Source organism: Pseudomonas sp. Y39-6, from assembly GCF_023651955.1.
Lineage (GTDB): Bacteria > Pseudomonadota > Gammaproteobacteria > Pseudomonadales > Pseudomonadaceae > Aquipseudomonas > Aquipseudomonas veronii.
This window is the reverse complement of sequence record NZ_CP069594.1, coordinates 6,627,976-6,652,246: the sequence shown is the minus strand read 5'-3', so window position 1 is coordinate 6,652,246 and position 24,271 is coordinate 6,627,976. Positions and strand designations below refer to the sequence as shown.

The window sequence follows — 24,271 nt, the reverse complement described above, 5'->3', positions numbered from 1 at the left end:
CAATCTCCAAATGGGTGCTTGACCCTATAGTGGCTACAGGGTCTTTACTTGGCAACAGGCACCTTACGGACGCGACCAGATGAGCGACTCCCATCACACCCCGCACACGCACGATCACGCGCATGACCACGCTCATGCGCCGAAAAAACTGACACCGGTGCATGACCACGGCCACGCCGGTGCCTGCTGCTCCGGCACGCCAGCCCCGGCGTTGGTGCAACTGAGCGCCGCGCCCAGCGCCGATTCGCGCCTGAGCACCTTCCGCATCGAAGCCATGGACTGCCCCACCGAGCAGACCCTGATCCAGAACAAACTGGGCAAGCTTGCCGGTGTGCAGCAGCTGGAATTCAACCTGATCAACCGCATCCTCGGTGTCACCCATGACCTGCCGAGCACCGCGCCGATCATCGACGCCATCAAGTCCCTGGGCATGCAGGCCGATCCGATCGAAGAGGGCACCCCGGCCGCCGCGCCACCCGCTAAGAAACACTGGTGGCCGCTGGCGTTGTCCGGCGTCGGCGCCCTGGCGGCCGAAGTGATCCACTTCACCAATGCGGCCCCGACCTGGGTGATCGCCCTGGTGGCGCTGGTCTCGATCCTCAGCGGCGGCCTGACCACCTATAAAAAGGGCTGGATCGCCCTGAAAAACCTCAACCTGAACATCAACGCGCTGATGAGCATCGCCGTGACCGGCGCGATCCTGATCGGCCAATGGCCGGAAGCGGCGATGGTGATGTTCCTGTTCACCGTGGCCGAATTGATCGAAGCCAAGTCCCTCGACCGCGCGCGCAATGCCATCAGCGGCTTGATGCAGATGACCCCGGAACGGGCCACAGTGCGTCAGGCCGACGGCAGTTGGGCCGAACGGGAAGTGAACAGTGTGGAATTGGGCGCCATCGTGCGGGTTCGCCCCGGCGAGCGCATCGGCCTGGACGGCGAAGTCACCGCCGGCCAGTCGACCATCGACCAGGCGCCGATCACCGGGGAAAGCCTGCCGATTGAAAAAACCGTGGGCGATAAAGTCTTCGCCGGCACCATCAACCAGGCCGGTTCCCTGGAATACGCAGTCACGGCGGCCGCCAGCAACTCGACCCTGGCGCGGATCATCCACGCCGTGGAACAGGCTCAGGGCGCCCGCGCGCCGACCCAGCGTTTTGTCGACCGTTTTGCGAAGATCTACACCCCGGCGGTGTTCCTGTTTGCCCTGGGCGTGGCGCTGATCCCGCCGCTGTTCATGGCTGGCGTCTGGTTCGACTGGATCTACCGCGCCCTGGTGCTGCTGGTGGTCGCATGCCCGTGCGCCTTGGTGATCTCCACCCCGGTGACCATCGTCAGCGGCCTGGCCGCAGCGGCGCGCAAAGGCATCCTGATCAAGGGCGGCGTGTACCTGGAGGGCGGTTACAAGCTCGACTACCTGGCCCTCGACAAGACCGGCACCATCACCCACGGCAAACCGGTGCAAACCGACTACCTGGCCCTGTTCCCGAATGTCGAAGACAGTGCGCCGGCGTTGGCCGCCGCCCTCGCCGGGCGTTCCGACCACCCGGTATCGCTGGCCATCGCCAACGCGGCTGTGGATAAAAACCTGCCGCGCCATGCTGTGGATAACTTCACTGCCCTGACCGGTCGCGGTGTGCGCGGTGATATCAACGGCGCAACCTACCACCTGGGCAACCACCGCCTGGTGGAAGAACTCGGCCTGTGCTCGCCCGCGCTGGAAGACAAACTCTTCGCCCTGGAGAAACAAGGCAAATCCGTGGTGCTGCTGCTCGACAAATCCGGCCCGCTGGCGCTGTTCGCCGTGGCCGACACGGTCAAGGACAGCAGCCGCGAAGCGATCCAGCAGTTGCACGAGCTGGGCATCAAAACCCTGATGCTCACCGGCGATAACACCCACACTGCCCAGGCGATTGCGGCCCAGGTTGGCATCGACCAGGCCCAGGGCGACCTGTTGCCCACCGACAAACTGCTAGCCATCGAAGCCCTTTACGGCCAAGGCCGGCGCGTGGGCATGGTCGGCGACGGCATCAACGACGCCCCGGCGTTGGCCCGCGCCGAGATCGGTTTTGCCATGGCCGCGGCAGGCACCGACACTGCCATCGAAACTGCCGACGTGGCCTTGATGGACGATGATTTGCGCAAGATTCCGGCTTTCATTCGGTTGTCGCGGCAAACCTCGAGTATCCTCAAGCAGAACATCGCCCTGGCGCTGGTGATCAAGGCGGTCTTCCTCGCGGTCACCTTCCTGGGCATGGCCACCATGTGGATGGCGGTGTTTGCCGACATGGGCGTAAGCCTGCTGGTGGTGTTCAATGGCCTGCGCCTGCTGCGCAAATAAATGATGTGAGGGTGGTGTGCTGAGTGCCGAGTTGAAGGCGTTTTTTATGGTCGCCCGCCTGGGCAGCATCACCCAGGCGGCGAAAAAACTCGGCCTGAGCCAGCCCACCGTCACCACGCAGATCCGCAACCTGGAAAGCCAGTACGGCGTCGAGCTGTTCTATCGCGGGGGCCGCCGCCTGACGGTCAGCGACGAAGGCGCGCGCCTGCTGCCGATGGTCAAGACGCTGTTGCAGCAGGAAGCGGATATCGAGTTTTTCCTGCGTAACAGTGGCCAGGTCCAGGGCGCATTGCGGATTGCTGCGACGGCGCCGTATTACATCCTCGACCTGGTCAAAGCCTTCCGTGAGCGTTTGCCCCAGGTGGACGTGTCGGTGGAAATCGGCAACTCCCAACAGGTGCTCGAAGCCCTGGATGATTACCGCGTCGACGTCGCCGCGTCCTCGCAACTGCTGGAAGACCCGCGTCTGATTCGCCGTGTGCTGGGCACCGATCCGCTGGTGCTGGCGGTGCATCGCAACCACCCGTTGGCGACGCTCGATCATGTGCCGTTGACCGCGCTGGCCGGGCATACGCTGTTGATGCGTGAAGCCGGCTCCACCACGCGACGCCTGACGGAACAGCTGCTGCAGGGCGCCGGCGTGAGTTACGGGCCGCTGCTGGAAATCGGCAGCCGCGAGTCGATTCGTGAAGCGGTGCTGCGCAATATCGGCATCAGCATCATCGCCCGCCAGGAAGTGCCCCATGACCCGCAGTTGCGGGTGCTGACCATCGAGAACGCGCCGCAGATCGCTGAGTACCTCTACTGTCTCAAGGAAAGAAAAGGCGCTCGCCTGCCAGCTGCTTTTCTCGGGTTGGCGCAGGAAATGTCGCCGATCTGAAATCCGGTGGTGGCCTTGAGGGCGCTATCGGGGGCAAGCCCCCTCCCACACTTGACCGAGTTCCAACATGAGAATGCGGTCAAAATGTGGGAGGGGGCTTGCCCCCGATAGCGCCAGACCTGGCACCCCCCTACCCAAATCCACCAATACCACTATCGCCACGTTTTGCCTTTCTGCCACATCAGGGACGCATTGCCTGCCTAGCATGGCCCTCATCTGTTTGATGAGGTGCCTCCATGAACACAGCCCTGACCCAACCCGGCGCGCCAATGAAGGTGCGCGGTATCCAGAAACGCTTCGGCGCCTTTACCGCGCTGGACAACGTGTCCCTGGACGTCGCCGCCGGCGAGCTGGTGTGCCTGCTGGGCCCGTCCGGTTGTGGCAAGACCACGCTGCTGCGCTGCATCGCCGGCCTCGAGCGCCAGGACAGTGGGGAGCTTTATCTGGGTGAGCGGGATGTTTCCCTGCTGCCGCCGCAGGCGCGGGACTACGGCATTTTGTTCCAGTCCTACGCGCTGTTCCCCAACCTCAGCGTTGAAGCGAATATCGGCTACGGCCTCACCGGCAGCGGTCGCGATGAAGTGCGCAAGCGTGTCGGTCAGATGCTCGAACTGGTCGGCCTGCTCGGCAGCGAAAAGAAATACCCCGGCCAACTCTCCGGCGGCCAGCAACAACGGGTCGCCCTGGCCCGTGCCTTGGCGCCGGCACCCTCGCTGTTGCTGCTCGATGAGCCGATGTCGGCCCTCGACGCCCGCGTCCGTGAGCACCTGTGTACCGAACTGCGCCAACTGCAACGGCGCCTGGGCGTCACCACGCTGATGGTCACCCACAATCAGGACGAAGCCATGTTGATGGCCGACCGCATTGCCGTGATGAACAACGGTAAGGTCGAGCAATACGCCACGCCCCAAGAGATTTACGACCGCCCGGCCACACCGTTCGTGGCGGAGTTCGTCGGCCAGGGCAATTGGCTGCCGTTCAGCCGCAGCAGCGCGAGCCACGCCCAGGTCGGCGGGATGCACATGCGCCTGGCCGATGATGCTGGCGCGGCCACCTCCGGGCGCCTGTTCTGCCGCCCGGAGGCGATCAGCGTCAACCCGCTGGTGCATGAAGAGAACCTGTTTGCGGCCAAGGTCCGCGAGATCACCTTCCTCGGCAACCGTTGCCGCATGAGCTTTGAACTGGCGCAACTGCCCGGTCATCCGCTGCTGGCCGAACTGGCTCCGGAAGCCATGCCGCGCCTGGGGGCCCAGGACATCTGGGTCGCGTTGCCGCCGCGCAGCCTGCAGGTGTTTGCCTGACATGGGTGCGCTGATGACGCTGCCCATTGCACGCCGGGTGTCCCGCGCCGAGTTGGGCGACCGCCTTTTCGTGCTGGGCGGCAAATGGCTATGGCTGTGCCTGCTGGGTATCGCGGTGTTGTTGCCGCTGCTGGCGATCTTCTGGCGCGGCTTCAGCAGCGAAGCCGGGCAGGGCGGCGGGCTGGTGGCGGCACGGGAACTGGTCAGCAGCGCCAACTTCCACTGGCTGCTTGGGAATAGCCTGAAAGTCTCCCTCAGCGTGGCGGTCATTGTCGTACCGCTGGCGTATCTGTTTGCCTACGCGCTGCAACGCACACTGATCCCGGCCAAGGCGCTCTGGCGCGGGTTGTCGCTGCTGCCGTTGATGGCGCCGTCAATGCTGCCGGGGATCGCGTTGGTCTATCTGTTCGGCAACCAGGGCCTGCTGCGCGGTTTGTTGTCGGAGAATATCTACGGCTTCTGGGGCATTGTCCTCGGTGAGGTGATCTACACCTTCCCACACGCCTTGATGATCCTGTTGTCGGCGCTTTCCCTGGCGGATGCGCGCTTGTTCGATGCCGCCTCGAGCATGGGTGCCAGCCCGGCCCGGGCATTTCGCAGCATCACTTGGCCTGCCACGCGCCAGGCGGTGTTCGCCGCGTTTTGCCTGGTGTTCACCCTGACCATCACCGACTTCGGCGTACCGGTGGTGGTCGGCGGCGATTATCAGGTGCTGGCGCTGGAAGCCTACAAGGCCGTGGTCGGCCAGCAACAGTTCGGGCGCGGGGCGTTGATCGGCATGGTGTTGCTGCTGCCGGCGCTGTTCAGCTTTGGCGTCGATACCTGGCTGCGTCGGCGCCAGGGTGATGCTATGGGCGGCCGTGCCCAGGTGTTCCAGCCGGCCCCGTCGCGGCGGCGCGATGCCTGTTACCTGGCCATCGTGCTGCTGATCTGCGCGGTGTTGCTGCTGGTGTTCGGCATGGCGGTGTACTCGTCGCTGGTGAAGTTCTGGCCCTACAACCTGTCGCTGTCGCTCAACCACTACCAGTTCGAAGACACAGCCGGCGGCGGCTGGCTGGCGTACCGCAACAGCCTGACCCTGGCGCTGTGTACGGCGTTGATCGGCAGCGTGCTGATCTTCACCGGCGCGTACCTGATGGAAAAGACCCAGGGCCAGAAAGGCCTGAACCTGGCGCTGCGCATGCTCAGCTTCGTGCCGATGGCCGTGCCGGGCCTGGTGCTGGGCCTGGGCTACGTCTTCTTCTTCAACCTCAGCGGCAACCCGCTGCATGTGTTCTACGGCACCATGACGCTGCTGGTGGTGTGTACCATCGCTCATTATTTGACCACCGCGCAGATGACCGCCACCACCGCGCTGCGCCAGCTCGATGCCGAGTTCGAAGCCGCCGCGCTGTCGCTCAAGGCGCCGCTGTACCGCCACTACCTGCGCGTCACCGTGCCGATCTGCCTGCCGGCGCTGCTGGACATCGTGCGCTACCTGTTTGTGTCGGCGATGACCACTGTCTCGGCGGCGATCTTCCTCTACAGCCCCGACACCATCCTCGCCGCCGTCGCCGTGTTGAACATGGACGACGCCGGCAATGTGGGCGGCGCGGCGGCCATGTCCACTTTGATTCTGTTCACTTCGGCCAGCGTCTCGCTGCTGCTGGCGTGGGCCTCACGTGGCGCGTTGCGCCGCTCCCAAGCCTGGCGCCAGACCGCGCCGGGCCAATAACCCTGAAGGAGGTATGCCATGTTCAAGCCCCTCGCGTTGGTCGCTGCCGTACTCACTGCATTCAGCCTGAATGCCTTCGCCAAGACTGAATTGACCGTGTACACGGCCCTCGAAGCCGAGCAATTGAAGACCTATAAACAGGCCTTCGAGCAGGCCAACCCCGACATCGAAATCAAATGGGTGCGTGACTCCACCGGCATCATCACCGCCAAGCTGCTCGCGGAAAAAGACCGCCCGCAAGCCGATGTGGTCTGGGGCCTGGCCGCGTCGAGCCTGGCGATCCTCGACCAGCAAGGCATGCTCGAAAGTTACGCGCCCAAGGGCCTGGACAAGATCGGCAAACACTACCGTGACGCCGCCAACCCGCCTGCGTGGGTCGGCATGGACGTCTGGGCCGCGACGATCTGCTTCAACACCGTCGAAGCCGAGAAGCAGGGCCTGAGCAAACCGGTGAGCTGGCAAGACCTGACCAAGCCTGAGTACAAGGGCAAGATCGTGATGCCCAACCCGGCGTCCTCGGGCACCGGTTTCCTGGATGTGAGCGCCTGGCTGCAGACCTTCGGCGAGAAGCAGGGCTGGCAGTACATGGACGACCTGCACCAGAACATCGGCCAGTACGTCCACTCCGGTTCCAAGCCGTGCAAGCTGGCGGCTTCGGGTGAATTCCCGATCGGTATTTCCTTCGAATACCCGGCCGTGCAGCTGAAGCGCCAGGGCGCGCCGCTGGACATCATCCTGCCAAAAGAAGGCCTGGGCTGGGACATCGAAGCGACGGCGGTGATCAAAGGCAGCGCCCACGCCGACGCGGCGAAGAAACTCGCCGACTTCTCCGCCAGCACCGCCGCGATGGACCTGTACAAGGACAACTTCGCCGTGCTCGCCCAGCCGGGCATCGCCAAGCCGCAGACCGAATTGCCGGCGGACTACGAGCAGCGGCTGATCAAGAACGACTTCACCTGGGCCTCGAAAAACCGCGACAGCATTCTGACTGAATGGCGCAAGCGCTATGACGGCAAGTCGGAAAAACAATAAATTTCACCTCTACCTGTAGGAGCGAGCTTGCTCGCGAAGAACCCATAGACGACGCGGGCTACCTGATAGCGCTGCGTTATCGTTGACGTGCTTCGCGAGCAAGCTCGCTCCTACAGAGGGTTACGTATGTCATGACAGATTTATTGATCATCGGCGCCGGCATCCTCGGCCTGTCCCACGCCTACGCAGCAGCCAAGCGCGGGCTCAAGGTCAAGGTGTTCGAGCGCAGCGCCACGCCGTTGGGCGCCTCGGTACGCAACTTCGGCCAGGCCCTGGTCACCGGCCAACCGCCAGGCCCGATGCTCGACCTGGCGCGGCAAAGCCGCGATATCTGGGGCGAATGGGCGCGGCTGGCCGGCTTGCAGCTCAAGCGCAACGGCTCGTATCTGTTCGCCCGCAGTGAAGCCGAAGAACACCTGCTGGAAGCCTTCTGCGCCGGCCGCGCCCAGGCGTATGGCTATAACGTCGAACTGCTGCAGGGCGCGGCGTTGCGGGATCTGTACGGCGGCCAATTCCGTCATCACCGCGCAGCGTTGCACGGCAAGGACGATCAGCAGCTGTATTCGCGCGAGGCGATCCCGGCGCTGATCGATTACCTGCGCGAGGAACTGCAGGTGGAGTTTCACTTTTCGACCCTGGTGCGCGACGTCGAGCCCGGCCAGTTGCACAGCACGGCGGGCAGTTTTCGTGGCGCGCAGATCGTGGTCTGCTCGGGCCACGACTACCAAACCCTGCTGGCCGAAGCGATTGCCGAACTCGACCCGCATATCTGCCGCCTGCAAATGCTGCGCGCACGGCCGGCGGTCAACCTGAACCTGCAACATGCCTTGCTCACCGGCCTCAGTTGCGTGCATTACGGCGCGTTTGCCGACCTGCCGGAAGCGGCGGCGGTGCAGGCGCAGATCCTGCGCGAGGCACCGTACCTGCATGAGCACGGGATTCACTTGCTGATCAGCCCGACGCCCCATGGCGAACTGATCATCGGCGACTCCCACGACTACGGCCGCGATGCGTCGCCGTTCAACGCCGAGCAGGTCGATGACTGGATGCTCGAACTGGCCGAGCAGACCCTGGGTTGCAAGGTCCAGGTGGTCGAGCGTTGGCAGGGCGTCTACGGCGCACGCGGGCGGGTGCCGTTCTCGTTCCTGCGCGTGGCGCCCGGCGTCAGCGCCGCGTTGATGCATACCGGCGTGGGCATGAGCGTGGGGCCGGCGCTGGGCGAGCGCAATATCAGCGCACTGTGGGGGGCGGCATGATGAATCCGCAGCAGGTGATTGCCGAGGTTTTCGGCCTGTACGAGCAACACGGCACGGCGGATTACATCGGCGAGGCGGTGTCGCAGCTCGAACACATGTCCCAGGCCGCGCAGTGGGCCATGGCCGAAGGCTTCGACGATGAAGTGGTGCTGGCGGCGTTTTTCCACGATATCGGCCATCTTTGCGGCCAGGGCGGTGCGAACATGGGCGGCTATGGCGTGGTCAGCCATGAGCGGCTGGGCGCCGATTACCTGCGCCGCGTCGGTTTCAGCGAGCGCCTGGCGCGGCTGGTGGAATATCACGTCGAGGCCAAGCGCTACCTGACATTCAGCCAGCCGGACTACTACGCCCGGTTGAGCGAAGCCAGCCGCCGCACGTTGGCGTATCAAGGCGGGGCAATGACGCCTGACGAAGCGCGGGCGTTCGAGCAAGACCCGCTCTACGCCATCAGCCTGCGTCTGCGCCACTGGGACGAACAGGCCAAGCAAGCGCAGGTGCCGGTGCTCGATCTGCAGGTACTCAAGGCCAAGGCCGCGCGGCTACTGGTTGCGTAGATTGGCCTTACGCCAAACGCAGATGCGCCGCCTAGAGCCCCTGAGGTCGGATCACTAAGGTGGCTTGCTTCTTCAATCCAAGGAGCAACGCTGATGCGCTACTTAAAAGTGACGGCCCAGGACATGAGCGGCAACGGTCGGGCGGACACAGTCATCCTGCACTTCTATGAGCAGCAGGCTGGCTGTCCTGATGAACTGATCCACGAGATCTTCGCCGTGGACATGAGCGCGGACGGCCGGGTCGACCTGCAATGGGCGGACGATCTGAACCCGGTCACTCGCCCTTGTCGGCTGGAAAAACAGCGGGTGGACACTTTCGCCGACTGCTTTTTGAAATTGAACTGGTTCAATCGGCGCAGCCACTGGCAGCGCACGTTGACGCTGTACGTCGATCATTACGCCAAGGCCGGCACGCCCAACGCGGTCAAGCTGGAATTCCAAGAACGCACGGCGCCGCAGTGCAAGGGCTCGCTGATCTACAAGGCCGCCGCCTATGACGGCGATGGCGACGGGGTGCTGGAATCGTTTACCAACAGTGACATCGACCGCGACGGTATTGCGGACAAGGCCGATAAAGAGCTGATCCGCACGTTGTGTACGACCTTTCTGGGCTTTGAGTGGTACGCGCGTCAATAAGCGGGGTCAGGCTTCATCGAGCCGGGCGGCCAGGGCTTCGACCTGCTCCTGGCGCTCGGCCTGGCTCAATTTGGCGTGGGGGTTGAGGGACGACCACTGCGGGTGGGCGCGGGCCTTGTGCAGGGCATCGGGCAGTTTGCCTTCGCGCCAGGTCTTGTCCTGCGGCGTGTCGACCTTGATGCTGTGCATCGCCGCATGACCGCGCAGGTTCAGGGCCTTGAGCAATTGGCGTTGGCGCAGGGCCAGCAGGCGCAGCACGCTGTCGTCGACGGTCAGCTCGCGCTGGCCCTTGATCTTGCCCAGCAGGCGCCCGCCATAGCTGCGCGCGGTTTGCAGCGCGCCACCGGCAATGGCGCCCGCCAGCGCGGCGGCGCCAAGGGTCAACCCACCCACCAGCAGGTCGACCCCGGCACCGGCGGCCGCGCCGGCGGCAATCCCGCCGCCGACGCGCACGCCGAGTTGCTTGAGGGTTTCCGGGTTGAACAGGTCATCGCCCCAGCGCCCGTCGAGCAGCGGCAAGTCGCTGGCGGCGGCGTCCTGCGGGCGGAAGCCGAACAGCTTGAGCAAGGCTTCCACGCAACGCTGCTCGCGCTGGCGCACGGCCTTGCGCAAATCGCCGATGGCTTGCGGTTCCTCTTCAGTGACCACGCTGCGCCGGCACGCGGCGCAGTCGATCAGCAGTTCGGCGATCAGCCGCGCGGCGCTTTGCTGGCGGGCCTGGCGTTGGGCGTGCTGGTCGAGGATCAGCCGTTCCAGTTGGGGCCGGGCGTTTTCCAGCAGCAGGGCGAGGCTTTCATACAGGCGGCGTTCGCCGTCTTCCGGCGGCGCGACGCTGTCGAACCGCACCAGTGCGTGCAGGCCGAGGCGGGCCAGGGCTTCGCGCCAGTCCGGTTCGCGATGATCGTTGCTGCTGACGAAGTTGAGCACGGGCAATAACGGTTTGCCGCAACTGGCCAGCACTTGCAGTTCGTCGCGGTATTTGGCCAGCACCGGCTCGCGAGCGTCGATCACATACAGGCCGGCATCGGAGGCCAGCAGTTGGCGCAGCACCTTGGCTTCCTGTTCGAAACGCTGGCGGGCTTCGCTGCCTTCCAGGAAACGCGCCAGGCGTGCTGGGCCGTCGAGGCGTTCGCCGGGGCGATCGAGGCGCTCCAGATAGTCGAGCAGGGCGATGGCGTCTTCCAGGCCGGGGGTGTCGTAGAGTTCCAGCAGGGCTTCGCCCTCGACCGACAAGCGCGCGCCTTCGACATGCCGCGTGGTGCTGGGGCGATGGGAGACTTCGCCGAAACCGACATCGCGGGTCAGGGTGCGCAGCAGCGAGGTCTTGCCGACATTGGTGTGGCCGACCACGGCGAGTTTCAGGGGTTTAGTCATGGCCGCTCTCCAGCCAGTTCAACGGCGCGCAATCGGCGAAGGGCAGTTCCAGTTGTTGCAGCGCCGCGTGCCAATCGCCCAGGCGCTCGGCGTCCAGCGCCTGGCCGGGTGGCGCTTGCAGCAGCCACACGCGGGTGGCGCTGGCGCTGCGCGCCAGTTCGGCGATCAGCGCCAGGCTGCCCCGGTCGGGCGAGCGGCGCGGGTCGCAGGCGATGGCCAGGCGCGCGGGCGGGAAGCGGGTCAGTTGTTCCAGCAGTTTGTGGCGTGATTCGCGGCTGTCGAGGATGCCGGCGTTCTGCACGTTGCCCGGCAGCTTCGGCGGCCACGGGTGCTGGTCGTCGAGTTCGATGGCGACCACCAGAGCGCCGTCGCTGTGCAGTTCGCTGACGCCGCCGCTGACGGCGTGCAACTGCTCCGGTGCCGCATCGTTGACCCCAAGCCGTTCGCTGCTCGGCATCAGGCGTTCGCGCAGTTGGCTGTAGCCGGGCAGGTTGAGGTCCAGGCGCAGGGCGGCGCGTCCGCGTTTCCAGCGCCACAGGCACAGCAGGGCGAGAATCAACCGCGGCAACAGGCCGTAGACCAGCAACACGCCCACCAGCCAGGCGGCCCAGGCCTGGCGGGCGCTGTCGATGTTCAGGGCGGAATCGCCGCTGGCGCGGATCATCTCCACCGTGGGGACGTTGAAACCAAGCAGGGCGGGCAGGGCGCCGAGGGCTTGGGTCACGGCGACGAAGGTGTCGGCGCCGAGGATGGTGGTTTCCCACACAAAACCGTAGCGCCGGGTGGCGAGCAGCGTCAGCAGGATCGCCAGCGCGCTGAGCAACGCGAGTAACCACAGGCTGTTGACCAGCACCCCGACGGCCCAGCGATTGAGCTTCTGGCGCTGCAATAGCAGCAGCAACGCCGGCGCCAGTTGCGCGGCTTTGGCGTCACGCGCGAGTTTTTCGCTGAGCCACAACCACAGCCGGCCGAGGCTGGCGCTGTGTTCTCCGGCAAACAGCAGGCCCAATGCCCAACTGATCAGCAGGATCAGGTTCAAGCCGAGCAGGCTGCCCAGCGCCCAGAACACATTCACCGGGGTCAGGCCGTTACCCAGCGCAGCAAAGGCCAGGCCTGCACCACTGATCACCGCGACTATCGCCAGCAGTATCAGGGCCAAACGCGCACCTTGCAGCCAGCGGATGAGGGCGGTTGTCAGCCCATCGCGCTCGGCCAGGTGCAGGGCGCGCTGTTGAATGCGCGTCGACAGGTCGCCGCCGGCCGTGCGGGCCAGGCGATTGGCTTGCTGATCTTCCAGCGGGCCGGCGTGTTCTTCGCGCAGGCGCACGGTTTCCGTCAGCCAGAGTGTTTGCAGGGGGGTCAGTGCAGTCACGCGCCGTCCTGTTGTGTCAGTGAGCCTGGAGCATAACCGCTGTGCAGCCGGTTGGGGTACGCTTCGCGTGGCTCTGGTATTCTCGTCGCCATGAAAAAAACTCTCCCTCTAAGCCTGATCGCAGCCCTCGGTGAAAACCGTGTGATCGGCGTCGACAACAGCATGCCCTGGCATTTGCCGGGGGATTTCAAATATTTCAAGGCCACCACCCTGGGCAAGCCGATCATCATGGGGCGCAAGACCTGGGATTCCCTGGGTCGACCGCTGCCGGGGCGCTTGAACATTGTGGTCAGTCGTCAGACCGACCTGGCGCTGGAAGGTGCGGAAGTTTTTCCGTCGCTTGAAGCGGCGGTGGCGCGTGCGCAAGCGTGGGCCCTGGAGCAGGGCGTGGATGAGCTGATGTTGATCGGCGGCGCGCAGCTTTATGCGCAGGGGCTGGAACAGGCGGATCGCCTGTACCTGACGCGGGTGGCGCTGAGCCCGGAAGGGGATGCGTGGTTTCCGGCGTTTGATGAGAACCAGTGGAAGTTGGTTTCCAATCTGCAGAACCCAGCCGAAGGTGACAAGCCGGCTTACAACTTCGAAGTCTGGGAAAAAGCCTAAAAGCATCGGGGGCAAGCCCCCTCCCACATTTGACCGAGTGAATGCGATCAAGTGTGGGAGGGGCGGTGCGACGATTCGACTTGCCCCCGATAGCGGTCTATCAGGCCTGCGCCAACTCCGCATGCTCATCCGCATTCAGCCGTTCTTTATCCGTCTGCTGCATGATCTGGCTGGTAATCGCCCCGGCTGTCATCGAACCGTTCACGTTCAACGCGGTACGGCCCATGTCGATCAGCGGCTCCACGGAAATCAGCAGCGCCACCAGTGACACCGGCAAGCCCATCGCCGGCAGTACGATCAGCGCGGCAAACGTCGCCCCACCGCCCACGCCGGCAACGCCCGCCGAACTCAAGGTCACAATCGCCACCAGGGTCGCGATCCACAGCGGGTCCAACGGGTTGATGCCGACCGTCGGCGCGACCATCACCGCCAGCATTGCCGGGTAGAGACCGGCGCAACCGTTCTGGCCGATGGTCGCGCCGAACGAGGCGGCGAAACCGGCGATGGCGTGCGGGATGCCCAGGCGGCGGGTCTGCGCTTCGATACTCAGCGGGATCGCCGCCGCGCTGGAGCGGCTGGTGAAGGCGAACGTCAGCACCGGCCAGACCTTGCGCAAGAAGCGCAGCGGGTTGATCCCGGCCAGCGACAGCAGCAGGCCATGCACCAGGAACATCAGCCCCAGCGCCAGGTACGAGACCACGACAAAACTGCCGAGCTTGATGATGTCTTGCAGGTTGGAGCCGGCGACCACCTTGGTCATCAGCGCCAATACGCCGTAGGGCGTGAGCTTCATCACCAGGCGCACCAGGCGCATCACCCAGGCTTGCAGGGTGTCGATGGCGTTGAGCACTTTCTGGCCCTTTTCCACGTCATCCTTGAGCAGTTGCAGCGCGGCCACGCCGAGGAAGGCGGCGAAGATCACCACGCTGATGATCGAGGTCGGCTTGGCGCGGGCCAGGTCGGCGAACGGGTTTTGCGGCACGAACGACAACAGCAACTGCGGGATATTCAGGTCGGCGACCTTGCCCGCGTAGTCGTTCTGGATCACTTGCAGGCGCGCCATTTCCTGGGTGCCGGCCACCAGGCCTTCGGCGGTGAGGCCGAACAGGTTGGTCAGGCCGATGCCGATCAGCGCCGCAATCGCGGTGGTGAACAGTAGGGTGCCGATGGTCAGGAAGCTGATCTTGCCCAGGGACGCGGCGTTGTGCAGACGTGCCACGGCGCTGAGGATCGAAGCGAACACCAGCGGGATCACGATCATTTGCAGCAACTGCACATAACCGTTGCCGACCAGATCGAACCAGCCGATAGAGGCTTTGAGGACCGGGTTGCCATCGCCGTAAATGGTGTGCAAGGCCGTACCGAACGCCACGCCGAGTATCAGGGCGAACAGGACCTTCTTGGCGAGGCTCCAGTTCGTTCGACGGGTTTGTGCCAGGCCCAGCAACAGGGCCACGAACACCAGTAAGTTGAGAATCAGGGGCAGATTCATTGAAGCTCCGTTGAGAGTGTTGCCAATCGCGTGAGCCTGCGATTGCGAACCGGGAAGCCTAACAGCTTGATATATATTGATTTAATACCAATATGGAATGGTGTCTGTCGTTTTTGGAATAAGTAGTTGGCGCTCAGGCACATGGCAATGGCGGAATCAGAACGCAAGCGGTCGCGACCGGGCGAAAACTGTCACAGGGATTTGTTAGCGTCGATGTCTTTCACTCAGGGAGACAACGCCTATGAAGCTCGCGCCGAAACTACTGGTATCCGCCGCATTCTGCCTCGCACTCGCCGGCCAGGCGTTCGCCGCCACCGAGTTGAAACACTGGCCGGCCCCGGCCGCCAAGCAACTGAACGAAATGATCGCCGCCAACGCCAACAAGGGTAACTTCGCGGTGTTCGACATGGACAACACCAGCTACCGCTACGACCTCGAAGAGTCCCTGCTGCCCTACATGGAAAACAAGGGCCTGATCACCCGCGACAGCCTCGACCCGTCGCTCAAGCTTATGCCCTTCAAAGACACCGCCGAGCATAAGGAAAGCCTGTTCAGTTACTACTATCGCCTCTGCGAAGTGGACGACATGGTCTGCTACCCGTGGGTGGCCCAGGTGTTTGCAGGTTTTACCCTCAAGGAACTCAAGGTCCAGGTCGATGAGTTGATGGCCTCCGGCAAGCCAGTGCCGGTCAGCTATTTCGAAGGCGACGCGGTGAAGAACTCCGAAGTCCAGCCGCCGAAAGTCTTCACCGGTCAGGCTGAGCTGTACAACAAGCTCATGGAAAACGGCATCGAGGTGTATGTGATGACCGCCGCGTCGGAAGAGCTGGTACGCATGGTCGCTGCCGATCCGAAGTACGGCTACAACGTCAAACCGCAGAACGTCATCGGCGTGAGCACCCTGCTCAAGGACCGCAAGACCGGCGAACTGACCACCGCACGCAAGCAGATCACTGCCGGCAAATACGACGAAAAAGCCAACCTCGGTCTGGAATTGACCCCCTACCTGTGGACCCCGGCGACCTGGATGGCCGGTAAGCACGCCGCGATCCTGACCTACATCGACGAATGGAAAAAGCCGGTAATCGTCGGCGGCGATACCCCGACCAGCGACGGCTACATGCTGTTCCACGATGTGGACGTGGCCAAGGGCGGCATTCATCTGTGGGTCAACCGCAAAGACAAGTACATGACCCAGCTCAACGGCATGATGGCCAAACACGCGGCCGCCCAGGCCAAGGAAGGCTTGCCGGTGACGGCGGACAAGAACTGGGTGATCGTCAAGCCTGACGAGATCCAGTAACCACGGGTGTACGCCGGTAATTGTGGGAGGGGGCTTGCTCCCGATAGCAGTGTTGACTGACCCACCGCTATCGGGAGCAAGCCCCCTCCCACCTGTTGATCTCCCGTGTGTTGGAGGTTTTCTCCAGGCAAAAAAATGCCCCGCACGGCGCGGATTTTTATCGGGCCTGTGCCGCTGAGCGACGGCTATAGTCAACTATCGGGATGGTCAGGGGACTGCAACATGTGGCTATGGCTATGTCGCTCGATGGTGTTGCTGGCGGTGTCAGGCGGATGCAGTGCGCTGTTCTCGATTCGGGCCTTGGCGGCAGAACCGCAAGCAGTGCCTGTTTCTGGTTTAGTGACGTTGGCCGACAAGCTCAAGGTTTCGCACGGTAGTTCCGTCAATATCGTGCAGTTGGGCGACTCCCATACGGCGGCTGATTGGTTTTCCGGTGAAATGCGCCGTTTGTTCCAACTGCAATATGGTGAGGGCGGAATAGGTTTCGTCGCGGCTACACCGGTCCCAGGCACCCGTTACGATCAAGTGGTACTGGCGGCTGATAGTGACCAATGGCGCCTGATTTCAAGCCGTTATCAGCACCGCGATGAATTCCCGCTCGGTGGTTATCTGGCGTTGCCCGTGGCGCCCAACGCCCACGTCAGGATTGGTGTGCGAGAACCCCATGAAATGCGCTACCGGGTTTCTGCGCTGTACCGAGCTGATGTTGACAGCGGTTTGGTGGCGGATGACGGCATTCGTCACATGGCGGTGCCATTGTTGTCGACTTCCGGGCAATGGCGGTTCAGTCGGGCGCTCGAAAATCTGGCCCTGCCATTGGACCTGGCGATCATCAGTGAACGGGGGGTTGCGCTCGGCGGCTGGAATATCGAGTCACAGCAACAGACTGGAGTGACTTACTCGGCACTGGGTATCAACGGTGCAACCCTGAATTCGGTCGATGCGTGGCAGGCCGGATGGGAGCATACGTTGAACGCGCTGCATCCCGACCTGCTGGTGCTGGCGTATGGCGGTAACGAAGCGTTCGATGACGATCTGGATCCGAGGCGTTATCACGATGAGTTGCTTGAAAAGCTCGCGTTCTTGCGCCGCACATTACCCGCCACCGTGCTTTTGTTGGTCGGGCCGGCAGACTCGATAAAGCAGCGGTCCGGCATGGCGTGCGAAGAGCGTCAGCCGAAAAATCTGTCTCGGGTCATCCAGATCCAACGGCAGGCCGCCTTACGCGCGGGGGCTCTGTTCTGGGACTGGCAAGCGTATATGGGAGGCCCCTGTTCGATTGAGGCTTGGCAGGCCGACCACCTTGCTCAGAACGATCTGGTTCACCTGAACGAGCAAGGCTATCGAAAGAGTGCGGCCGGGCTTTATCGTTATTTGCAAACCCGCTTGGCTGGGCAGTAAACCTTTAACAAAAAGCCCCGCACTGGGCGGGGCTTTTTTATGCGCAGGATTAGGCCTTACAGCCCGTCCAGCATCGCCTTGTTACGCACCGCACCCTTGTCGGCACTGGTCGCCAGCAACGCATAAGCCTTCAACGCGGTAGTGACTTTGCGCGGACGCTTCTCCACCGGCTTCCAGCCCTTCTTGTCCTGCTCGACCCGGCGCGCGGCCAGTTCTTCGTCGCTGATCAACAGGTTGATCGAGCGGTTCGGAATGTCGATCAGTACCTTGTCGCCGTCCTGTACCAGGCCAATCGCGCCGCCGGCAGCGGCTTCAGGCGAAGCATGGCCGATGGACAGGCCCGAGGTGCCGCCGGAGAAACGGCCGTCGGTCAACAGCGCGCAGGCTTTGCCCAGGCCTTTGGATTTCAGGTACGAAGTTGGGTAGAGCATCTCCTGCATACCCGGGCCGCCTTTCGGGCCTTCGTAGCGGATGATCACGATGTCGCCTTCCTTGACTTCGTCGGCGAGGATGCCGCGTACCGAGCTGTCCTGGCTTTCGTAGATCTTGGCGCGACCTTCGAAGACGTGGATCGACTCATCCACACCGGCGGTTTTCACCACGCAGCCGTCGAGGGCGATGTTGCCGTACAGCACGGCCAGGCCGCCTTCTTTCGAATAGGCGTGCTCGACACTGCGGATGCAGCCGTTTTCACGGTCGGCGTCGAGGGTGTCCCAACGGGTCGACTGGCTGAACGCGGTCTGGGTCGGGATGCCCGCCGGGCCGGCCTTGAAGAAGGTGTGTACGGCTTCGTCGTCAGTCTGGGTGATGTCCCACTTGGCGATGCCTTCGGCGAGGGACTTGCTGTGTACGGTCGGCAGGTCGGTGTGCAGCAGGCCGCCGCGCGCCAGGGAACCTAAGATCGAGAAGATCCCGCCGGCGCGGTGCACGTCTTCCATGTGGTACTTCTGGATGTTCGGCGCGACTTTGCACAGTTGCGGCACATGACGGGACAGGCGGTCGATGTCGCGCAGGTCGAAATCGATCTCGGCTTCCTGGGCCGCGGCCAGCAAGTGCAGGATGGTGTTGGTGGAACCGCCCATGGCGATGTCCAGGGTCATGGCGTTTTCGAACGCCTTGAAGTTGGCGATGTTGCGCGGCAACACCGACTCATCGTTCTCGCCGTAGTAGCGCTTGCACAGCTCGACGATGGTGCGGCCGGCCTGCAGGAACAGTTGCTCGCGGTCGCTGTGGGTGGCCAGCGTGGAACCGTTGCCCGGCAAGGCCAGGCCCAGGGCTTCCACCAGGCAGTTCATCGAGTTGGCGGTGAACATGCCGGAGCACGAACCGCAGGTCGGGCAGGCGCTGCGCTCGTATTCCGCGACCTTCTCGTCAGAAGCGCTGGAATCGGCGGCGATGACCATGGCATCGACCAGGTCGAGGCCGTGGGAGGCGAGTTTGGTCTTGCCGGCTTCCATCGGGCCGCCGGAGACGAAGATCACCGGGACGTTCAGGCGCAGGGCGGCCATCAGCATGCCGGGGGTGATCTTGTCGCAGTTCGAGATGCACACGATGGCGTCGGCGCAGTGGGCGTTGACCATGTACTCCACGGAGTCGGCGATGATCTCGCGGCTCGGCAGGGAATACAGCATGCCGTCATGGCCCATGGCGATGCCGTCGTCCACGGCGATGGTGTTGAATTCTTTGGCGACACCGCCGGCGCGTTCGATCTCGCGGGCGACCAGTTGGCCCAGGTCCTTGAGGTGGACGTGGCCGGGGACGAACTGGGTGAACGAGTTGGCAATCGCGATGATCGGCTTCTTGAAGTCGTCATCTTTCATCCCCGTGGCACGCCACAGTGCGCGGGCGCCGGCCATGTTGCGGCCATGGGTGGATGTTTTCGAGCGGTAATCTGGCATTTGAGCCCTCCGGGCGGCTAATCAAAACTAATCAGGTGCTAAGGGGAGTGAGCTTCTATGGACGTCTGGAACACCCGAAAAATGGCACTGGTGTCCGGACGTTGCCGCAAACGTTACGGGATCGCCGTGCGTTTTGGCCTCGAGCTCATAAACCCGCCGGGGGATGACTGGCGATGAATAGGCCGATTCTACACCGCTGGCGGCTGGAGGGAATGGCGAAAAGCGCCGTGGCGACGCACGCCCGGATCAACCAATCTGATGTAGGAGCGAGCTTGCTCGCGAAAAACGAACAGGCGACACGGGCCTCCTGATAGTACGGCGTTATTGTTGACGTTCTTCGCGAGCAAGCTCGCTCCTACAGGGGAGGGACATATTCAGAACCACTGTTTAGAGGCCGGTTGACGTCGCTGCGCCTACCGTTTCTCTTTCACTCACAGAAGAGGACGAAGGAATGTCCACCCAGCAACGTGCACATCGGCTGCGCATCGGACGCTGTTCGGAGTCGGGCCGTATTTACCTGATCACTGCGGTTACCCATCAACGGCAATTGATCTTTCAGGACTGGCGCATCGGCCGCCTGCTTGTCAGTGAGTTCAGGCAGGCTCAGGACGAGGGTGAGGCGACTTCGCTGGCCTGGGTGGTCATGCCTGACCATTTCCATTGGCTGGTCGAGTTGCATAACGGCGACTTGCCAAGGCTGATGCGAATCACCAAGTCGCGAAGTGCCCGTGCCATCAACCAGGCCAGGTGTTCGTTCGGGACCCTATGGCAAAAAGGTTACTTCGACCGCGCACTGCGTCGGGAGGAAGATTTGAAAGCAATGGCCCGCTATATCGTGGCCAATCCCTTGCGTGCAGGGCTGGTCAAGCATATCGGCCAGTACCCGCTATGGGACGCCATCTGGTTGTGACCTCTTCCCCCTTGTAGGAGCGAGCTTGCTCGCGAAGCACGTCAACGATGACGCAGCGCTATCAGGTAGCCCGCGTCGTCTATGCGTTTTTCGCGAGCGAGCTCGCTCCTACAGGGGGACGGTTTTGGTCTTTAGCTATTTGGCAGCAACCGGCAGGTGATGCTCTTGATGTAGCGCGTCTCAACAATCGCCGGGTGCACCGGGTGATCCGGGCCCTGGCCGCCGCGTTCGAGCATCTGGATGTTGCGGTCCAGGTGGCGGGCGCTGGTCAGCAGGATGTTCTGCAGGTCGTCTTCCGGCAGGTGCATCGAGCACGAGGCGCTGACCAGGATGCCGTCCTTGCTGAGCAGGCGCATGGCTTGCTCGTTGAGGCGGCGGTAGGCGCCTTCGCCGTTTTTCATGTCTTTTTTGCGTTTGATGAAGGCCGGTGGGTCGGCGACGATCACGTCGAAGCGTTCTTCGCTGGCTTTCAGCTCTTTGAGGGCTTCGAAGACGTCGCCTTCGATGCAGGTCATTTTCTCGGCGACGCCGTTCAGCGCGGCGTTGCGCTCGACGCCGTCGAGGGCGAAGGCCGAGGCGTCGACGCAGAACACTTCAGTGGCGCCGAAGGCCGCGGCTTGCACGCCCCAGCCGCCGATGTAGCTGTACAGATCGAGGACGCGCTTGCCTTTGGCATACGGGGCCAGGCGTGCGCGGTTCATGCGGTGGTCATAGAACCAGCCGGTTTTCTGGCCCTGGATCACCGGGGCTTCGAATTTCACGCCGTTTTCTTCCAGCGCGACCCACTCCGGCACCAGGCCGAACACGGTTTCGACGTAGCGGTTGAGGCCTTCGGCGTCGCGCGCGGCGGAGTCGTTCTTGAACAGAATGCCGCTCGGCTTGAGCACTTGGGTCAGAGCGGCGATCACGTCTTCTTTATGCGCTTCCATGGTCGCCGAGGCGATCTGTACCACCAGGATGTCGCCGAAACGGTCGACCACCAGGCCCGGCAGCAGGTCGGAATCGCCGTAGACCAGGCGGTAGAACGGCTTGTCGAACAGGCGGTCGCGCAGGGACAGGGCGACGTTCAGGCGGTGTACCAGCAGCGACTTGTCCAAAGGCAACTTGATGTCACGCGACAGCAGGCGCGCGCAGATCAGGTTGTTCGGGCTCATGGCCACGATGCCCAGGGTCTTGCCGCCGGCCGCTTCGAGGATGGCCTGGTCGCCCGCCTGGAAGCCGTGAAGTGGGGTGGCGGCCACGTCGATTTCGTTGCTGTAGACCCACAGGTGGCCGTTGCGCAAACGACGATCGGCGTTGGCTTTGAGACGCAGGCTTGGCAGGGACATGACGTCGCTCCGGAAAAAAGAGCGGGAGTATACCGTGTTGCATTACATTTCGTGGCTTGGCCTGATGGGTTGCAGGGGGCGCGCGTGCTGTGGCGTCCATTTGATAGGAGTGCCATTTGGTTTTTTGAGGTGTCGGTCAGCTTCCCATCGGGGTTAGAATCCCCCTCTCGCCCAGAGTGTGTACTTATGTCCCAAGAGCTTTCCGCCGAACAGATCCAGCAGGCCCTGCAAGGCATCAGTGTGCCGCCTCAGCCGCAAATCATGGTGGATTTGCAGATGGAACAGTACATGCCCGACCCGGACCTGGAAGTGATCGCGCGGTTGATTTCCCAGGACCCGGGCCTGTCCGGCGCGCTGCTGAAGATCGTCAACTCGTCGTATTACGGCCTGAGCAACAAGATCGCCTCGATCCAGCGCGCCGTTAACCTGCTGGGCAGCCGTTCGATCATCAACCTGATCAACGCCCTGTCGATCAAGGGCGAGATGAGCGACGACACCATCGTCACCCTCAACCGTTTCTGGGACACCGCCCAGGACGTGGCCATGACCTGCCTCACCCTGGCCAAGCGCACCGGCGCCCAGGCGGTGGACGAAGCCTATGCCCTGGGGCTGTTCCACGATTGCGGCGTGCCGCTGATGCTCAAGCGCTTCCCCAATTACATGGTGGTGCTCGAAGAGTCCTACGCCAATGCCGGTGCCGACTGCCGAGTGGTCGACACCGAAAACAATGCGTTCAACACCAACCATGCGGTGGTCGGCTATTACACCGCCAAGTCCTGGCGCCTGCCGGAGCATGTGACCGACGCCATTGCCAACCATCACAACGCCCTGGCGATCTTCAGCGATGAGTCGCCGCGCAATCCGCAGCTCAAGAACCTGCTGGCGATCCTGAAAATGGCCGAGCACATCTGCGCGTCGTACCGGGTGTTGGGCAACCAGCCGGTCGACTATGAGTGGGACGCGATTGGCCATCTGGTGCTGGACTACGTGGGCCTGTCGGACTACGACTTCGAAAGCATGAAGTTGTCGATCCGCGAACTGGGCGCGCACTGACCCTTACCTCACGAGGCACACATGCCCGAGTTACCAGAAGTCGAAACCACTCGGCGCGGGATTGCGCCGCACCTGGAAGGCCAGCGGGTCAGCCGCGTCGTGGTGCGCGAGCGACGCCTGCGCTGGCCGATCCCGGAAGACCTCGATGTACGCCTGTCCGGGCAGCGCATCGTGCTGGTGGAGCGGCGGGCCAAGTACCTGTTGATCAACGCCGAAGTGGGCACCCTGATCAGTCACCTGGGCATGTCGGGCAACCTGCGCCTGGTGGAAGTCGGCCTGCCGGCGGCCAAGCATGAGCATGTGGACATCGAGCTGGAGTCGGGCCTGGCCCTGCGCTACACCGACCCTCGGCGTTTTGGCGCGATGCTCTGGAGCCAGGACCCGCATAACCACGAACTGCTGATCCGCCTGGGGCCGGAGCCGTTGACCGACCTGTTCGATGGCGAGCGCCTGTTCAAACTGTCCCGTGGGCGTTCGATGGCGGTCAAACCGTTCATCATGGACAACGCGGTGGTGGTGGGCGTGGGCAATATCTACGCGACCGAAGCGCTGTTCGCGGCGGGGATCGATCCGCGCCGCGAGGCCGGTGGCATTTCACGCGGGCGCTATCTGAAGCTGGCGATCGAGATCAAGCGCATTCTGGCGGCCGCCATCGAGCGCGGCGGCACCACCTTGCGCGACTTTATCGGCGGCGACGGGCAGCCGGGGTATTTCCAGCAGGAACTGTTCGTCTACGGCCGGGGCGGCGAGGCGTGCAAGGTCTGCGGGAGCGAGTTGCGCAATGTGGTGCTGGGGCAGCGGGCGAGTGTGTTTTGCCCTAAGTGCCAGAGCTGATTGCTGTGTGATGGCGGATATCGCCATCGGGGGCAAGCCCCCTCCCACATTTTGATGTGGGAGGGGGCTTGCCCCCGATGAGGCCCTCACAGACGCCACCAGGCTCAAGCCTTACCGGTAATCTTCCGGTACTTCTCCATCAACTGTTCTTCAGTCTCCGGATGGGCTTCATCCAGTGGAATGCAATCCACCGGGCACACCTGCTGGCACTGCGGTTCGTCGTAGTGGCCGACGCACTGGGTGCAGAGGTTGGGGTCGATCACGTAGATCTCTTCGCCTTGGGAAATCGCGGCGTTCGGGCACTCGGGTTCGCAGACGTCGCAGTTGATGCAATCGTCGGTGATGATCAAGGACATGGAAACTCCTGCCAGGGCAGTCAGCCAAGGCATCTGGAAAACTAATGCGCGCAATTGTGCCGCATTGGCGCCCGCAGTGCGAGCGGGCGCCGAGTGAGCGGTCTTACTTCTTGAAGCGCAGGGTCAGCGCATCAGCCACGGCCGGATGCACGAACTTGGTGATATCCCCGCCCAGGGCCGCGATTTCACGGACCAGCGTCGAGGAAATGAACGAATAACGCTCCGACGGCGTGAGGAACAGGCTTTCCACGTCCGGCGCCAGTTGGCGGTTCATGTTGGCCAACTGGAATTCGTATTCGAAGTCCGATACCGCGCGCAGGCCGCGCAGGAACACATTGGCGTTCTGCTCTTTGGCGAAATGTGCCAGCAGCGTCGAGAAACCCACCACTTCGACGTTGGGCAGGTGCTTGGTGACCTCGCGCGCCAGCTCCACGCGCTGTTCCAGGGGAAACAGCGGGTTTTTCTTGGGGCTGGCAGCGACCGCGATGATCACATGGTCGAACAAGCGCGAGGCGCGTTCGACCAGATCGCCATGGCCTTTGGTAATCGGGTCGAAGGTACCTGGGTACAACACTCGGTTCATCGCGTCGTCCTGGCGGAGTCCGTTGGGGAACCGGATGGTATCGCAGCCGTCCC

20 protein-coding genes and 1 pseudogene are annotated in these 24,271 nt (G+C 63.1%); 14 read left to right on the top strand and 7 right to left on the bottom strand.

The window, feature by feature from the left end:
- The first annotated feature begins 79 nt into the window (after window positions 1-79).
- From JN756_RS30390 to JN756_RS30355, 8 genes and pseudogenes are all read left to right on the top strand, one after another.
- Window positions 80-2,338 carry a heavy metal translocating P-type ATPase gene (locus JN756_RS30390; RefSeq protein ID WP_198864257.1) on the top strand — a complete coding sequence of 753 codons (2,259 nt, stop codon included), beginning with the start codon at window positions 80-82 and terminating at the stop codon, window positions 2,336-2,338.
- Window positions 2,339-2,354: 16 nt separating this feature from the next.
- Window positions 2,355-3,218, top strand: a complete 864-nt coding sequence (locus JN756_RS30385; RefSeq protein ID WP_057003967.1) for a LysR family transcriptional regulator — start codon at window positions 2,355-2,357, stop codon at window positions 3,216-3,218.
- Window positions 3,219-3,454: 236 nt separating this feature from the next.
- Window positions 3,455-4,519 (top strand): putative 2-aminoethylphosphonate ABC transporter ATP-binding protein, encoded by a 1,065-nt coding sequence (locus tag JN756_RS30380; protein WP_046381733.1) that lies wholly within the window; start codon window positions 3,455-3,457, stop codon window positions 4,517-4,519.
- Window position 4,520: 1 nt separating this feature from the next.
- Window positions 4,521-6,233 (top strand): putative 2-aminoethylphosphonate ABC transporter permease subunit, encoded by a 1,713-nt coding sequence (locus JN756_RS30375; protein WP_104904286.1) that lies wholly within the window; start codon window positions 4,521-4,523, stop codon window positions 6,231-6,233.
- An 18-nt stretch (window positions 6,234-6,251) separates the two neighbouring features.
- The gene (locus JN756_RS30370) at window positions 6,252-7,265 is read left to right on the top strand and encodes a putative 2-aminoethylphosphonate ABC transporter substrate-binding protein (RefSeq protein ID WP_046381735.1); all 1,014 of its coding nucleotides are present in this window, start codon (window positions 6,252-6,254) and stop codon (window positions 7,263-7,265) included.
- Window positions 7,266-7,390: 125 nt separating this feature from the next.
- Window positions 7,391-8,521 (top strand): annotated as a pseudogene (locus JN756_RS30365) (TIGR03364 family FAD-dependent oxidoreductase); the annotation flags it as partial.
- The gene (locus JN756_RS30360) at window positions 8,521-9,075 is read left to right on the top strand and encodes a phosphonate degradation HD-domain oxygenase (protein ID WP_026139794.1); all 555 of its coding nucleotides are present in this window, start codon (window positions 8,521-8,523) and stop codon (window positions 9,073-9,075) included. The pseudogene JN756_RS30365 and the gene JN756_RS30360, both read left to right, overlap by 1 nt.
- Window positions 9,076-9,168: 93 nt before the next feature.
- Window positions 9,169-9,711, top strand: a complete 543-nt coding sequence (locus JN756_RS30355; RefSeq protein WP_046381737.1) for a hypothetical protein — start codon at window positions 9,169-9,171, stop codon at window positions 9,709-9,711.
- A gap of 6 nt (window positions 9,712-9,717) precedes the next feature.
- On the opposite strand, the gene JN756_RS30350 is transcribed toward JN756_RS30355, so the two are convergent.
- Both JN756_RS30350 and JN756_RS30345 read right to left on the bottom strand, forming a co-directional pair.
- Window positions 9,718-11,085: a DUF3482 domain-containing protein gene (locus JN756_RS30350; RefSeq protein WP_017845042.1), complete on the bottom strand. Its 1,368-nt coding sequence runs from the start codon at window positions 11,083-11,085 to the stop codon at window positions 9,718-9,720.
- Window positions 11,078-12,457, bottom strand: a complete 1,380-nt coding sequence (locus tag JN756_RS30345) for a DUF2868 domain-containing protein (protein WP_126585153.1) — start codon at window positions 12,455-12,457, stop codon at window positions 11,078-11,080. Before JN756_RS30345 ends, JN756_RS30350 begins: the two co-directional genes overlap by 8 nt.
- A gap of 90 nt (window positions 12,458-12,547) precedes the next feature.
- On the opposite strand from JN756_RS30345, the gene JN756_RS30340 reads away from it, so the two are divergent.
- Window positions 12,548-13,060, top strand: a complete 513-nt coding sequence (locus tag JN756_RS30340) for a dihydrofolate reductase (protein WP_046381740.1) — start codon at window positions 12,548-12,550, stop codon at window positions 13,058-13,060.
- A gap of 100 nt (window positions 13,061-13,160) precedes the next feature.
- Here the strand turns inward: JN756_RS30340 and JN756_RS30335 are convergent, their stop codons facing one another.
- Window positions 13,161-14,552: an L-cystine transporter gene (locus tag JN756_RS30335; RefSeq protein ID WP_169881778.1), complete on the bottom strand. Its 1,392-nt coding sequence runs from the start codon at window positions 14,550-14,552 to the stop codon at window positions 13,161-13,163.
- Window positions 14,553-14,793: 241 nt separating this feature from the next.
- On the opposite strand from JN756_RS30335, the gene JN756_RS30330 reads away from it, so the two are divergent.
- Both JN756_RS30330 and JN756_RS30325 read left to right on the top strand, forming a co-directional pair.
- Complete coding sequence (locus tag JN756_RS30330; RefSeq protein WP_046381742.1) at window positions 14,794-15,855, top strand: HAD family hydrolase; 1,062 nt, start codon at window positions 14,794-14,796, stop codon at window positions 15,853-15,855.
- A 222-nt stretch (window positions 15,856-16,077) separates the two neighbouring features.
- Window positions 16,078-17,256: a GDSL-type esterase/lipase family protein gene (locus JN756_RS30325; RefSeq protein WP_201021627.1), complete on the top strand. Its 1,179-nt coding sequence runs from the start codon at window positions 16,078-16,080 to the stop codon at window positions 17,254-17,256.
- A gap of 56 nt (window positions 17,257-17,312) precedes the next feature.
- On the opposite strand, the gene ilvD is transcribed toward JN756_RS30325, so the two are convergent.
- Window positions 17,313-19,154 carry a dihydroxy-acid dehydratase gene (gene ilvD, locus JN756_RS30320; RefSeq protein ID WP_057003962.1) on the bottom strand — a complete coding sequence of 614 codons (1,842 nt, stop codon included), beginning with the start codon at window positions 19,152-19,154 and terminating at the stop codon, window positions 17,313-17,315.
- A 451-nt stretch (window positions 19,155-19,605) separates the two neighbouring features.
- On the opposite strand from ilvD, the gene JN756_RS30315 reads away from it, so the two are divergent.
- Window positions 19,606-20,064, top strand: a complete 459-nt coding sequence (locus JN756_RS30315; protein WP_177031835.1) for an REP-associated tyrosine transposase — start codon at window positions 19,606-19,608, stop codon at window positions 20,062-20,064.
- Window positions 20,065-20,195: 131 nt separating this feature from the next.
- On the opposite strand, the gene JN756_RS30310 is transcribed toward JN756_RS30315, so the two are convergent.
- Window positions 20,196-21,392, bottom strand: coding sequence for a class I SAM-dependent rRNA methyltransferase (locus JN756_RS30310; RefSeq protein ID WP_046381745.1), 1,197 nt, complete (start codon window positions 21,390-21,392; stop codon window positions 20,196-20,198).
- Between the two features lie 240 nt (window positions 21,393-21,632).
- Between JN756_RS30310 and JN756_RS30305 the strand changes: the two genes are divergently transcribed.
- A complete protein-coding gene (locus JN756_RS30305) occupies window positions 21,633-22,445 on the top strand; it encodes an HDOD domain-containing protein (RefSeq protein ID WP_169850532.1) in 813 nt (270 codons plus the stop codon).
- Window positions 22,446-22,466: 21 nt separating this feature from the next.
- Window positions 22,467-23,279 carry a bifunctional DNA-formamidopyrimidine glycosylase/DNA-(apurinic or apyrimidinic site) lyase gene (gene mutM / locus JN756_RS30300; protein ID WP_017845033.1) on the top strand — a complete coding sequence of 271 codons (813 nt, stop codon included), beginning with the start codon at window positions 22,467-22,469 and terminating at the stop codon, window positions 23,277-23,279.
- 104 nt (window positions 23,280-23,383) lie between these two features.
- Here the strand turns inward: mutM and JN756_RS30295 are convergent, their stop codons facing one another.
- Both JN756_RS30295 and coaD read right to left on the bottom strand, forming a co-directional pair.
- Window positions 23,384-23,635: a YfhL family 4Fe-4S dicluster ferredoxin gene (locus JN756_RS30295; protein ID WP_003195146.1), complete on the bottom strand. Its 252-nt coding sequence runs from the start codon at window positions 23,633-23,635 to the stop codon at window positions 23,384-23,386.
- 103 nt (window positions 23,636-23,738) lie between these two features.
- A complete protein-coding gene (gene coaD / locus JN756_RS30290; RefSeq protein WP_003176711.1) occupies window positions 23,739-24,218 on the bottom strand; it encodes a pantetheine-phosphate adenylyltransferase in 480 nt (159 codons plus the stop codon).
- Window positions 24,219-24,271: the final 53 nt, after the last annotated feature.